Origin of the sequence: Kaistia defluvii, assembly GCF_040548815.1 — a bacterium.
In the GTDB taxonomy this organism is placed as follows: domain Bacteria; phylum Pseudomonadota; class Alphaproteobacteria; order Rhizobiales; family Kaistiaceae; genus Kaistia; species Kaistia defluvii_A.
Map to the genome: position 1 here is coordinate 2,612,290 of NZ_JBEPSM010000001.1, position 11,974 is coordinate 2,624,263.

Sequence of the window (11,974 nt, forward strand, 5' to 3'; positions counted from 1 at the left end):
TTATGCGATCTAGCCGTCGAGATCGAGCATCGGCGCCTCAATGATGGCGCTGTTCGGCACGGCGAGGCCGAGATGGCGGAACGCATGCGGCGTCAGCATCCGACCGCGCGGCGTGCGCTGCACGAAACCCTGCTGGATCAAATAGGGCTCGACGATCTCCTCGATCGCGTCGCGCGGTTCCGACAGGGCCGCCGCGATCGTTTCGATGCCGACCGGCCCGCCGCCGAACGACACGGCGATGGTCGACATGTAGCGCCGGTCGAGCGAGTCGAACCCCATGCTGTCGACCTCGAGCCGCAGCAGCGCGCCATCCGCCACTTCACGCGTGATCGTGCCCGGGCCCTCGACGAGGGCGAAATCGCGCACGCGGCGCAGCAGGCGCCCGGCGACGCGCGGCGTGCCGCGCGAGCGGCGCGCGATCTCGGTCGCGCCATCCGGCGTCATGCCGATGCCCATCATCTTGGCGCCGCGCGACACGATGTGCTCCAGCTCCTGCACGGTGTAGAACTGCAGCCGCACGGGAATGCCGAAGCGGTCGCGCAGCGGCGTGGTCAGCAGGCCGAGACGAGTTGTCGCAGCGACCAGCGTGAATTTCGCCAGGTCGATCTTCACCGAGCGCGCCGCCGGCCCCTCGCCGATGATCAGGTCGAGCTGGAAATCCTCCATCGCCGGATAGAGAATCTCTTCCACCGCCGGGCTGAGGCGATGGATCTCGTCGATGAACAGCACGTCGCGCTCTTCGAGATTGGTCAGCAGCGCCGCGAGATCGCCGGCCTTGGCGATGACCGGCCCGGAGGTGGCGCGGAAATTCACGCCGAGTTCGCGCGAGACGATCTGCGCCAGCGTCGTCTTGCCGAGGCCGGGCGGCCCGACGAACAGCACGTGGTCGAGCGCTTCCTTGCGGGAGCGGGCCGCCTCGATGAACACCGAGAGATTGGCGCGCGCCTGCTGCTGGCCGACGAAATCGGCCAGGACCTGCGGCCGCAGCGTGCGGTCGAAGTCTTCACTCTGGAATTCGGGGGCTACCAGGCGGCTGTCGCTCATCGTTCCTCCTGCGACAACACCGGCCGCGCGAATGGTCGGCTCAGTCCGTAACAGACGAGGCCGGCCAGGACCACGCTGACGAAGGCGCGTCCCCCGATTGCCAGTTGAGCGCCGAAAGGCGGCGGGGTGAAGACGAACAGGTTGCGCGCGAAGAAGATCGCCGTGGCGAGGCCGAGCCCTGCCGACAGCATGGCGATCAGCCGGCCGGAGGTCCGCCCGCGCGAATCCCGCCAGGCGACCAGCGCGCCGAGAAGGCCGGCCGGCACGGCGCCCAGGATGAAGAGGAAGCGCGGCACGAAGAACACGTCCTCGACGATCCAGCTCCGCAGCCGGGCAAGGCTGAGCCCGTCCTCCTGGCTCAGCTGTTCCAGCGCCATGTCGGCGATCATGACCAGCAGTGGCCCGAACAGCATGAAGATCACGATCGTCGGCCAGCGGTTGGCCAGCGCGGCGCGAATCTCGGTCACGGCAGCACCCTGCCGATCACGGCCCCGGTCATCGCGCCAGTTCCTTGAGGCCGAGGCGGATCAGCGTCTCGGTGGTGGCGTCCTCGCCAGCGGAACGCGCCGCCGCCGCGACCGCAGCGCTCGCCTGCAGCTGCGCATAGCCAAGATTGGTCAGCGCCGAAACGGCGTCCGCGACCGGCTGCGGCGCGCGCTTTTCGTGCAGTTCGTTCTGTAGCGCCACGAAGGTCGGATCGGCCGTCGAGAAGGCCGGCGCCTTGTCGCGCAATTCGGCGACGATGCGGGCAGCAACCTTGGGCCCGACGCCCGGCGCGCGCGACACCTGCGCCTTGTCCTGCAGGGCGATGGCGGTGGCGAGATCGGCTGGCTTCAGGATGCCCAGAATGGCGAGTGCCACCTTGGAGCCGACGCCCTGGACGGTCATCAGCAGGCGGAACCACTCGCGCTCGACATCGGCGCCGAAGCCGAACAGCTTGATCATGTCCTCGCGGACATAGGTCTCGATGGCCAACTGCGCCGCCTCGCCGGGGGCCGGCAGCGCCTGCAGCGTCCGGGTCGAGCAATGCACCTGATAGCCGACGCCGCCGACATCCAGGATGACCCAGTCGTCGCCGAACGAATCGACGATCCCCTTGAGCTTGCCGATCATGCTTCCACCAGCCTCCGAAAGCGGGAACCCGGAAGGTGGCGGCCCTGCCGGATCCAGTGATGCGTCGAGACGAAGTTAGCCCACCGCCCGCATCATGCGGGCGAGCGAGACGCGGTGATGAACATGGCATATCGCGATGCCGAGCGCGTCGGCGGCGTCGTCGGTGTCGAACTCGGCCTTGGGCAGTAGCACCTTCACCATCATGCGGATCTGCTCCTTCCCGGCATGGCCGGCGCCGACGATCGTCTTCTTGACCGAGTTCGGCGAATATTCCGCGACCGAGAGGCCGGCCAGCGCCGGAACCAGCAGCGCGATGCCGCGCGCATGGCCCAGCTTCAGCGTCGCGCCGGCGTCCTTGTTGACGAAGGTCTGCTCCACGGCCGCTTCGTCGGGCTGATACTGGCGCATGACCTCGGTCAGCCCCGTATGCAGTGTCACCAGCCTATGCGCCAGTTCGCCATCCAGCTGCGCCTTGACGGTGCCCGACGCGATGAAGGAAAGCGCATTGCCCCGACTCTCGACGATGCCCCAACCGGTACGGCGAAGCCCGGGGTCGATGCCGATGATGCGAATCGTGTGTGTCATGCCAAAGGCCTAGCCGACCCCGGCGCAATTGGGAAGAACATTCGGGGAACATCGAGGAAAGTCCGGGGCCTCCGCGGCCCCGGCCCCTGCGGTCAAAGCGGCTTCACGCCGTCCTTTTCGGCCTGCACGGCGCGGGCCGACAGGCTGCCATCAGCGCCCTTGGTGACGAAGACAGAGACGGCGGTGCCCGGCTTCAGCAGCGCCCGGTCGCCGGGAACGATCGCGACGATCCGCGCCTCCGGGCCGACCTCGATATCCTGCTCGCCGCCCTTGTAGGTAAGGCGCAGGGTCTGGCCCTGGGGATCGGCGATCACGGTGGTGACGGTCGCGTTGGTCATCGAACGGCTAGGCCCCGACATCGGCCGGTGCCCCTCCCCCGCGCCACGCATGCTTTCGGCGAAGATATGCACTTCCTGCGCGTGCAGCTTGCCATCCGTGCCCTGCACGGCAGCGGAGCCGACATAGTCGCCCGCCTTGATGTCACTGAGCTTGCGGTTTTCCAGCGCCGTGACCTTGACCGTGGGCGGGATCAGCACCGTCGTAACCTGGCCGTCGGCGGTCTTCATCGCCAGCCGGTCGCCGGCAAAACTCTCCACCGTGCCGCCGATGCGGTCAGGCATGGCCGCCTGCTGCGCCAGCGCGGCGGCAGAGCCGAGCATCAAAAGGAAGCCGGCGGAAACAAGGGGAAGAAGGCGCATGGGTCACTCCGAAGCCAAGACGGCCGGACATGGCCATCGCGGGGAGCAACTAGGGCGCGCCGCCACGCTGTCGAGCGGGTGCGGCAAAGGCGTAGCCGGCCCGAGCGTCTCGGGCCGGCTATGGCAAGAAAGACTCAGGCGGCGGTCAGCTTCTGCATGACTTCGTCGGAGACTTCGAAGTTGGTGTAGACGTTCTGCACGTCGTCATCGTCGTCGAGCGCGTCGATCAGCTTCATCACGCCGACCGCCTTCTCCTCGTCGACGGGGACCAGATTCTGCGGCTTCCAGATGGCCTTGACCGATACCGGCTCGCCCAGCGTCTCTTCCAGCGCCTTGGCGACATCGCTGAGGGTTTCGAAGGACGTGATGATCTCGTGTCCTTCCTCGCCGCTCTGCACGTCGTCGGCCCCGGCCTCGATCGCAGCGTCCAGCACCTTATCGGCCGAGCCGGCCTCGGGCTTGTAGACGATCTGGCCGACATGATCGAACATGAACGACACGGCGCCGGTCTCACCCAGCGCGCCGCCGGAGCGGGTGAAATAGGAGCGCACCGCGCTCGCCGTGCGGTTCTTGTTGTCGGTCAGCGCCTCGACGACGACAGCGATGCCGCCGGGGCCGTAGCCCTCGTAGCGGATCTCGTCATAGTTCTCGCCATCGGCGCCGGCCGCCTTCTTGATGGCGCGGTCGACAACGTCCTTGGGCATGTTTTCCGCGCGGGCGTTCTGGATGGCCAGGCGCAGGCGCGAGTTCATCTTCGGGTCCGGCAGGCCGAGTTTGGCGGCAACGGTGATTTCACGCGCCAGCTTGGCGAAGGCCTGCGAGCGCTTGGCGTCGGCGGCACCTTTGCGGTGCATGATGTTCTTAAATTGGGAATGTCCGGCCATCTGGGGCGTCCTATTGAAGCAAATGGGCGGCGCGGCGCCGCGCGATCGCCACGCTTATAGAAGCTCGAAAGGCCAAAATAAAGTCGGCTCAGTGGCCGGAGGGCCAGCGTTCCGCTGCGGTCTCGGCCGCCTTGCGCTCGCTTTCGGGCAGCTTCTTGACGAATTCGTCGAGCCATTCGTCCTTGGCGCCGCGCTTCTCGGCGATCAGATGCCACTTCGCGGCGGCGACGGGATCCGGGTCCGCGCCCATGCCGCTGGCCAGAATCCGGGCATACCGATTCTGGCCGACGGCGTTGCCCGCCTCGGCCGCGCGCTGGAACCAGCCGGCCGCGGCGATGATGTCCTTCTGGGTGCCGATTCCGTTGAACAGGCGGATGCCGTATTCGACCGCCGCGTCAGCATGGCCGGCCTTTGCCGCCTTCGCCATCCACATCGTCGCGATGCCGTCGTCGAGCAACACGCCCTCGCCCTCGGAATAGAGCTGGGCCAGTGCGAACTGGGCGTCGACATTGCCCTGGCCGGCCGATTTGCTGAACAGCGTCGCCGCCTTCTGCGGGTCGCGCGGCCGGACATTGCCTTCGAGATACAGCAGCCCGAGATTGTAGAGCGCCTGGGGCTCGTTCCACTCGGCCGCCTGCTCGAAGGCATCGGCCGCCTTGGCGCGGTCCTTCTTCAGCCCCTTGCCATCCATATAGATCAGGCCAAGCGCCAGCTGCGCGTTGGGATCGCCGCCCAGCGCGCCCTGCTGGTACCAGGCGGCAGCCGCCTTGTCGCTCTGCTTGACGCCGAGCCCCTCGGCGTAGAGCCGGCCGACCAGCGTCGCCGAGGCGGCGTCGCCCCGCTGCGCGCGGCTCATCGCGATCTGGAAGGCGGTGAGGTAGAGGCCGCGCTGGAACGCGCCAAAGGCGAGATCGCCCTCGCTGTCATCGTTCAGCGCCCGGCCGGACTTGATCAGGTCTTCGGCGCTGGGCAGCAGGCCGGCCGTTGGCGGCGGCACGCCGAGCGTGCCGGTCGAGCCGACCACGGGGGCAACGCCGATCGACTTTTCCTCGCCCGCGGGCTTGGCGGGTTCGGTGGTGGTGGCAGTCGCCTTGCCGGACGCGGCCCCGGCCGGTTCAGCCTGCATCGGCAGTGCCATGGCCGCAACCAGAGCAGCGAGAACCGCGGTTCGCTTCATCATGGCGCGGCCCGCCGGGTCATGGCGTCGCTTCGGCCTGGCGGGCGGCGATCAGCCGGTTGACCTCGGTCACCGCCGCGACCGGCCCTTCCGGATGGTCCCATATCGCGGAGCGCAGCGCCACGAACTCGATCCGGGCATCGACGGCCGGCTCGACGGAGGCCAGCGTGCGGCCGCCCATGACCACGGCCGGGATCTCGAACACCGCCGACCACCAGGACGCCAGGTCGAACGCCTTGTCGAAGATCTCGTCGGCGGTGTCGCCGTCGAAGCGGCCGAAGAAGATGTAGTCGCAGTCCGCCTCGGCGGCGAGCATCGCGTCGTGCCGGGTGGTGATGCCGCCGGCGCCGACGATATGGTCGGGCTTCAGCGTCTCCATCGCGTCCTTGAGATCGGCGAGGCCGGTATCGACGTGCAGCCCGTCCGCGCCGGAGCGGCCGAAAAGGCGCGTGTCGTTGGGCACGATCACGGCGACGCCATTGGCCTGCGCCACCGGCACCAGCGCCTCGGCGATGCGCTGCAATTCGCCAGCATTCGACGTCTCCGACGCGATGAACAGCGTCGCGACGTCGCCGGCCTTCAGCACCGAGTCGAGCATGGGTGCGAAGGCCTCGGGATCGAGGCCCGCCGGCGTGACGAGGCAGAGGCGCGCAAACGGCTCTGGCAGAGGGGCTTTTTTCTTCTTGGCCATGATCGCCTTCAACAACGCATCCGAAAACGCCACAGCCTTATGGCGAAAGCACGACGCCGTTCAAGACGTCATGCGCGGGGCTTTGGCTCGCTCAGCCGCGGGCGGTGGTGAGCGCCGTCAGCAGGCGGCCCTGGATCTTCTCGTTGCCGGCGCAGATGCTGCGGGTATCGATCATCTTCTCGCCGCCCCAGAGGTCAGAGCTCTTGCCGCCGGCCTCGCGCACGAACAGCGCGCCGGCCGCGATATCCCAGGGCTGGAGGCCTTCCTGCCAGTAGGCATCGATCCTGCCGGCGGCGACCGACGCCAGCTCGAACACCGGCGAACCGCTAGAGCGCATGCCGGCCACTTCGATCATGACGCTCTGCAGCTTGCGGATGGCGCCCGGATGATCAGGCGTGCCGAGATGCGGAATGCCGGTCGCCACGACGCAATCGGCCAGCGCCGTGCGGCCCGCGACGCGCAGGCGGCGATCGTTCAGGAACACGCCGGCGCCCCGCTCGGAGACATAGAGGTCGTTGGTGACGGGGTTGAACAACACTGCCGCGACGATCTGCCCTTCCCGCTCCAGCGCCAGGGCAACGCCGAACACCGGAATGCCGTGCAGGAAATTCGTCGAGCCGGCGAGCGGGTCGACGATCCAGCGATGCGACTCGTCGGGGCCGGGAAGCAGGCCGCGATCCTTGGTCAGGAAGCTGTAGCCGGGCCGCGCCTTGTTCAGTTCGGCGACCAGCGCCTGGCCCGCCTTGCGATCGGCGGCGACGACGAAATCGGCCGGCCCCTTCATCGAAACCTGCAGGTTCTCGATCTCGCCGAAGTCGCGCGCGAGGGGACGGCCGGCCTTGGTGACGGCGCTGACCATGACATTGAGAAGGGCCGAGCGGGCCATAAAGGAAACTCCTGCAGCATCGTCCGGCGGTATCGAGGCGAACCGCGCCCGGACGGAGCAAATCTGAAATGGGGGAAGCGTTTGCCTCTCCCATCACGGAATGACGATCGGCGTCAACCCCAGAAGGTCGGCAACCGCTCTTCGAGGACGCCGCCGATGGCCAGCGGCGAGACCGAGCGGGCGAGCCCTGTCGTATCGTCGACGTCGACGGCCAGACCGCACAAGGTGGCGTTGCCGCCGGAGGGCTGGAACCGCCCGGACGGGATCTTGGTCAGGAAGCGGCGGACCGGCTCTTCCTTGTCCATGCCGAGCACGGAATCATAGTCGCCGCACATGCCGGCATCCGACTGGTAGGCGGTGCCGCCCGCCAGGATCCGGCAATCCGAGGTCGGCACATGGGTGTGCGTGCCCACGACGAGGGTGACGCGTCCATCGAGATGATGGCCGATCGCCTGCTTCTCGCTGGTCGCCTCGGCGTGGAAATCGATGATGATCGCGTCGGCCTGCTCGCCGAGCGGACAGGCCGAGACTTCCCGGTCGATGGCGGCGAAGGGGTCGTCCAGCGCGTCCATGTAGATGCGCCCCACCGCGTTGACGACGAGGACCCGCGCGCCATTGCGGGCGATGAACAGGTTAGCGCCCCGCCCGGGCGTGCCCATGGGATAATTGACCGGGCGCAGGAACTGCGGCTGTCGCTCGCAGAACACCAGCGCCTCCCGCTGGTCGAAGGCGTGGTTGCCGGTGGTGATAACATCAGCGCCCGCATCCAGCACGTCGCGCACGATCTCCTCGGTGATGCCGAAGCCGCCTGCCGCGTTCTCGCCATTGATGACGACGAAATCGAGCTTGTAGCGATCGATCAGACCCGGCAGCCTTTCGATGACGGCGTTTCGGCCGGAGCGTCCCACAATGTCGCCCAGAAATAGAAGTCGCACGCAGTTCCCCTTCGATGGGTCAGCCAGGCTTTGGCGCAGCGATCAGTTCGTCCTCGGTCAGGATGTAATCGAGGGGGATGTCGTGCGGCTCAAAGGGAACTTTGTCGACTTCCTGCACCGCGAAGGCAAGCCCAACCAGCAAAGGTTGCACGCCGGAAGCCACCAGCCCGGCGACGGCGCGATCATAATGCCCCTTGCCATAGCCGATGCGATGGCCGCGCCGGTCGAAGGCGGCAAGCGGCAGGATGACGATGTCGGGAATGACGAAGGGCGCCTCGGCCGATGGCCCGACCGTGCCGAAACCTGCCGGCTCAAGCGCGGCGCCCGCCTGCCAAAGACGGAAACACAGCGTCTCGGCATCGAGCAGCACGGGAAGCGCGATCGAAGCGCCGGCGAGGCGAGCGCGCTCCAACAACGGGCGCGGATCGGCCTCGCTGCGGATCGGCCAGTAGCCGGAAACGACATGGCCAGGCCGGTCGAACAGCGTTCCCGCCTGACGAAGCACCCGGTCGGCAGCCGCGGCGCGTGCGGACGGGTCGACGGCGTCGCGTCGGGCAAGGGCGGCGGCGCGAAGCTGGCTTTTGTTCGTCACGGCAACAGGGGAAGCTGGAAGAAAGGATAGGGTGGCGAGCCACGATGGGCCGATGGAGTGATCGATCCCAGGGAACCTACAGTGTAGGTGGGAGCCATATGACCGGAACCACGGCTCCAGTCAGGGACAGCCCCCGTTTGGATCGATAAGGCCCCGGGGAATTGTGAGCTCCTGTCGCACCGCGCAGTCTCGCCGAAACCAGATATAGGCGACCGCATGCCGCTTAGCCAGCGCTCTCGACGCGATGTTCGCAGGAACCTGCACGCGCGAGGCCGGGCGAGGACGTTCGAACGGCCGATCAGTCGCGCTTGTCGACGGCGACGAGCTTCTGGGCCAGCCCCTCGAGCCGCCCGGCCGCCTGCTCGATGGCGCGCGCGATGCTCGCCTCCGATTCCTCGAAGCGCGAGATCACCGCGGTCTTGGTCTCGTTGATGGCAGCCAGTTCCGCCTCCAGCCGGCGGATGCGCCGATGCGCCTCGGCCAGGTCGTCGCCCATGGTGATGGCGGCCATGACGGTCAGGCGCTGGTCGCCGATTTCGCCAAAGCTCTGGCGCAACTGGCCGATGATCTCGTTCAGACGGTCGGCCAGGCCTTCGAGATGGGCCTCCTGCCCGTCATCGCAGGCCATGCGGTAGGTCTTGCCGTTAATCGTGACATTGACTTGCGGCATGGTCTCTCCCGTCAGGGCCGTCTCGCTGTTCCCAAAACTGGGAAGACGTCCCTAGCTGCTTGGTTGATCGCGTCTCGTCGCGCGAACCGGTTCCGGCGCTGCCCGAAACGCGTCAGTCGTGCCGTTCGAGCACGGAGCGAATCGTTTCCATGGCGGCGACGAGGCGGCGGGAAACTTCCTTGTTGGCTTCTTCCAGGCGCTCGGAGCGGGCTTCGGCCGCGTCGACGGATTGCGCCAGGCGCGAGCGGTCCAGCCCGATGCGCTGCATTTCGTTCTCGATCTCGCCGAGCCGTGCGCCGGCGTTCAGCCGTCGATCGACGGCTCCCTCCAGCCCGTCCAGCGCCGCGCTCAAGCGCCGCAACGCACCGTCAATGGGCGACGCCCCTCGCATTGTGGCGGAATCTCCCTGATGCAGCCGGTCAGAAATCGTCCCGGACATTAGGCAGGCCCGAAACGGGGCGTCAATGGCCTACGCTCCGACGCGCATTTTCGGCGAATTTCCGGGATGCGCGCCGGTCGCGAAGGACGGTCACGAGATTGACTCACCAAGGTGGTCTGTTATTTGTCGCAGCGCCTTTCCGCGACGGTCCGGCGGCCGGGTACCTACCCCCACAGAACAACGAGGCCGCTCGCTGCTCGACAAGTGAGCAGTGGTCCGGCCCACAAGCGTGGAAGCAAAGATGACAGCTCCTGACACCCACAAGCGCATGGCAAACGCCATCCGTGCGCTCGCGATGGATTCGGTCGAAAAGGCCAAGTCCGGCCATCCCGGCATGCCGATGGGCATGGCCGATGTCGCCACGGTGCTGTTCACGCGCTTCCTGAAATACGACGTCGCCCAGCCGCATTGGCCCGACCGGGACCGCTTCATCCTGTCGGCCGGCCATGGCTCGATGCTGCTCTATTCCGTCCTGCACCTGCTCGGCTCCGAGGCTCTGCCGATCAGCGAGCTGCAGAATTTCCGCCAGCTTCATTCGAAGACGCCGGGTCATCCCGAGAACTTCGTGACGCCGGGCGTCGAGACGACCACCGGTCCGCTCGGCCAGGGCCTGGCCATGTCGGTCGGCTTCGCGCTCGCCGAGCGCATGCTGAACGCCGAATATGGCGACGACCTCGTCGACCACTACACCTATGTGATCGCGGGCGACGGCTGCCTGATGGAAGGCGTCAGCCACGAGGCGATCGACCTTGCCGGCCATCTGAAGCTGAACAAGCTGATCGTGCTGTTCGACGACAACGGCATCACCATTGACGGCCATACCGACCTCTCCACCTCGGTCGACCAGGTTGCGCGCTTCAAGGCGAGCGGCTGGAACGCCGAGCGCGTCGACGGCCTGGATCAGGAAGAAGTCGCCGCCGCCATCGAGCGCGCCCGCAATTCCGACCGCCCGACCATGATCGCCTGCAAGACGATCATCGGCTATGGCGCGCCGACCAAGGCCGACAGCCATGCCTCGCATGGCTCGGCACTGGGCGACAAGGAAATCGCCGGCGCCCGCGAGGCGCTCGGCTGGCCCTATGCGCCGTTCGAGATCCCGGAAGACGTCTATGCCGACTGGCACAAGGCCGCAGCCGAACTGGCAGCGCCGCGCGCCGCCTGGGAAGCCCGCTTCGCCGCGGCCGACGCCGCCGTGCGTTCGGAATTCGAACGCCGCATGAAGGGCGAACTGCCGGCCGGCCTCGACGCCGCCGTCGACGCCTACAAGAAGAACCTGTCCGAGACCAAGCCGAAGGTCGCGACCCGCAAGTCGTCCGAGATGGCGCTGGACATGCTCGCCACCGTTCTGCCGGAACTGGCCGGCGGCTCGGCCGACCTGACCGGCTCCAACCTCACCCGCGCGAAGATCCAGATCCCGCTGACGCCGGACGATTATGCCGGCCGCTACATCCATTACGGCATCCGCGAATTCGGCATGTCGGCGGCGATGAACGGCATCGCGCTGCATGGCGGCTTCATCCCGTATGGCGGCACGTTCCTGGTCTTCACCGACTATGCCCGCCCGGCCATCCGCCTGTCGGCGCTGATGGGCGAGCGCGTCATCTATGTCATGACGCATGACTCGATCGGCCTCGGCGAGGACGGCCCGACCCACCAGCCCGTCGAGCATGTCGCGGCGCTGCGGGCGATCCCGCATCTGCGCGTCTTCCGTCCGGCCGACGCGGTCGAGACGGCGGAAGTCTGGCAGATCGCCGTCGAGAGCCCGCACAATCCTTCCGTGCTGGCCCTGTCGCGCCAGAACCTGCCGACGCTGCGCACCGAGCACGTCTCGGAAAACAAGTCGGCCAAGGGCGCCTACCTGCTCGCCGGTCCCGACAATGCCGACGTGACGCTGTTCGCGACCGGCTCGGAAGTCGAGATCGCCATGAACGCCAAGGCGAAGATCGAGGAAGCCGGCCGCACGGCCCGCGTCATCTCGGTTCCGAGCTTCGAGCTGTTCGAAGAGCAGGATGACGCCTACAAGGCGTCGATCCTCGGCAATTCGAAGGTTCGCGTCGGCATCGAGGCGGCGATCCGCCTCGGCTGGGACCGTTTCATCGGCGTCGACGGCATCTTCATCGGCATGAACGGCTTCGGCGCCAGCGCGCCGGCCGACAAGCTCTACGAATATTTCGGCATCACGGCCGAGCATGCCGCCGAGGCGGCGCTGGCACGGCTGAAGTAAGCCGAGCCGGAACCCTGAACTGAACCCCGGCCGGGC

The 11,974-nt window shown here is 67.2% G+C and carries 14 protein-coding genes and 1 other RNA gene; 1 reads left to right on the forward strand and 14 read right to left on the reverse strand.

What is annotated here, in order from left to right:
* Positions 1–9: 9 nt before the first annotated feature.
* The 14 genes from ruvB to ABIE08_RS12300 all read right to left on the reverse strand — a co-directional run bounded on the left by ruvB (position 10) and on the right by ABIE08_RS12300 (position 9,714).
* Positions 10–1,044, reverse strand: coding sequence for a Holliday junction branch migration DNA helicase RuvB (ruvB, locus tag ABIE08_RS12235; RefSeq protein ID WP_354551271.1), 1,035 nt, complete (start codon positions 1,042–1,044; stop codon positions 10–12).
* Positions 1,041–1,511, reverse strand: coding sequence for a hypothetical protein (locus ABIE08_RS12240; RefSeq protein ID WP_354551272.1), 471 nt, complete (start codon positions 1,509–1,511; stop codon positions 1,041–1,043). The genes ruvB and ABIE08_RS12240 overlap by 4 nt, the downstream gene beginning before the upstream one ends.
* Positions 1,512–1,539: 28 nt before the next feature.
* The gene (gene ruvA / locus ABIE08_RS12245; RefSeq protein ID WP_354551274.1) at positions 1,540–2,157 is read right to left on the reverse strand and encodes a Holliday junction branch migration protein RuvA; all 618 of its coding nucleotides are present in this window, start codon (positions 2,155–2,157) and stop codon (positions 1,540–1,542) included.
* A 75-nt stretch (positions 2,158–2,232) separates the two neighbouring features.
* Positions 2,233–2,742 (reverse strand): crossover junction endodeoxyribonuclease RuvC, encoded by a 510-nt coding sequence (gene ruvC / locus ABIE08_RS12250; RefSeq protein ID WP_266330190.1) that lies wholly within the window; start codon positions 2,740–2,742, stop codon positions 2,233–2,235.
* 92 nt (positions 2,743–2,834) lie between these two features.
* Positions 2,835–3,440 carry a hypothetical protein gene (locus ABIE08_RS12255; RefSeq protein WP_354551276.1) on the reverse strand — a complete coding sequence of 202 codons (606 nt, stop codon included), beginning with the start codon at positions 3,438–3,440 and terminating at the stop codon, positions 2,835–2,837.
* Positions 3,441–3,574: 134 nt separating this feature from the next.
* Entirely contained in the window at positions 3,575–4,324 is a 750-nt protein-coding gene (locus ABIE08_RS12260) for a YebC/PmpR family DNA-binding transcriptional regulator (RefSeq protein ID WP_354551278.1), read from the reverse strand.
* Positions 4,325–4,412: 88 nt separating this feature from the next.
* A complete protein-coding gene (locus ABIE08_RS12265; protein ID WP_354551280.1) occupies positions 4,413–5,504 on the reverse strand; it encodes a tetratricopeptide repeat protein in 1,092 nt (363 codons plus the stop codon).
* A gap of 16 nt (positions 5,505–5,520) precedes the next feature.
* The gene (locus ABIE08_RS12270) at positions 5,521–6,192 is read right to left on the reverse strand and encodes a thiamine phosphate synthase (protein ID WP_354551282.1); all 672 of its coding nucleotides are present in this window, start codon (positions 6,190–6,192) and stop codon (positions 5,521–5,523) included.
* Between the two features lie 91 nt (positions 6,193–6,283).
* Positions 6,284–7,078: an inositol monophosphatase family protein gene (locus ABIE08_RS12275; protein ID WP_354551284.1), complete on the reverse strand. Its 795-nt coding sequence runs from the start codon at positions 7,076–7,078 to the stop codon at positions 6,284–6,286.
* Between the two features lie 113 nt (positions 7,079–7,191).
* Entirely contained in the window at positions 7,192–8,013 is an 822-nt protein-coding gene (locus ABIE08_RS12280) for a TIGR00282 family metallophosphoesterase (protein WP_354551286.1), read from the reverse strand.
* 19 nt (positions 8,014–8,032) lie between these two features.
* The gene (locus tag ABIE08_RS12285; protein WP_354551288.1) at positions 8,033–8,605 is read right to left on the reverse strand and encodes a 5-formyltetrahydrofolate cyclo-ligase; all 573 of its coding nucleotides are present in this window, start codon (positions 8,603–8,605) and stop codon (positions 8,033–8,035) included.
* A gap of 33 nt (positions 8,606–8,638) precedes the next feature.
* Positions 8,639–8,798: non-coding RNA, 6S RNA (ssrS, locus tag ABIE08_RS12290), on the reverse strand.
* Between the two features lie 105 nt (positions 8,799–8,903).
* Complete coding sequence (locus ABIE08_RS12295) at positions 8,904–9,275, reverse strand: cell division protein ZapA (protein WP_266330198.1); 372 nt, start codon at positions 9,273–9,275, stop codon at positions 8,904–8,906.
* Between the two features lie 112 nt (positions 9,276–9,387).
* Entirely contained in the window at positions 9,388–9,714 is a 327-nt protein-coding gene (locus ABIE08_RS12300) for a DUF4164 domain-containing protein (protein ID WP_354551290.1), read from the reverse strand.
* A 241-nt stretch (positions 9,715–9,955) separates the two neighbouring features.
* Between ABIE08_RS12300 and tkt the strand changes: the two genes are divergently transcribed.
* Positions 9,956–11,938, forward strand: coding sequence for a transketolase (gene tkt, locus ABIE08_RS12305; protein ID WP_354551292.1), 1,983 nt, complete (start codon positions 9,956–9,958; stop codon positions 11,936–11,938).
* The last annotated feature ends 36 nt before the right edge of the window (positions 11,939–11,974 follow it).

Coding starts and splice junctions, on each gene's coding strand:
- ABIE08_RS12270 (WP_354551282.1), bottom strand. CDS start 6,192: ATGGCCAAGAAGAAAAAAGCCCCTCTGCCAGAGCCGTTTGCGCGCCTC.
- ABIE08_RS12300 (WP_354551290.1), bottom strand. CDS start 9,714: ATGTCCGGGACGATTTCTGACCGGCTGCATCAGGGAGATTCCGCCACA.
- ABIE08_RS12260 (WP_354551278.1), bottom strand. CDS start 4,324: ATGGCCGGACATTCCCAATTTAAGAACATCATGCACCGCAAAGGTGCC.
- ruvB (WP_354551271.1), bottom strand. CDS start 1,044: ATGAGCGACAGCCGCCTGGTAGCCCCCGAATTCCAGAGTGAAGACTTC.
- ruvA (WP_354551274.1), bottom strand. CDS start 2,157: ATGATCGGCAAGCTCAAGGGGATCGTCGATTCGTTCGGCGACGACTGG.
- ruvC (WP_266330190.1), bottom strand. CDS start 2,742: ATGACACACACGATTCGCATCATCGGCATCGACCCCGGGCTTCGCCGT.
- ABIE08_RS12275 (WP_354551284.1), bottom strand. CDS start 7,078: ATGGCCCGCTCGGCCCTTCTCAATGTCATGGTCAGCGCCGTCACCAAG.
- ABIE08_RS12265 (WP_354551280.1), bottom strand. CDS start 5,504: ATGATGAAGCGAACCGCGGTTCTCGCTGCTCTGGTTGCGGCCATGGCA.
- ABIE08_RS12255 (WP_354551276.1), bottom strand. CDS start 3,440: ATGCGCCTTCTTCCCCTTGTTTCCGCCGGCTTCCTTTTGATGCTCGGC.
- ABIE08_RS12295 (WP_266330198.1), bottom strand. CDS start 9,275: ATGCCGCAAGTCAATGTCACGATTAACGGCAAGACCTACCGCATGGCC.
- tkt (WP_354551292.1), top strand. CDS start 9,956: ATGACAGCTCCTGACACCCACAAGCGCATGGCAAACGCCATCCGTGCG.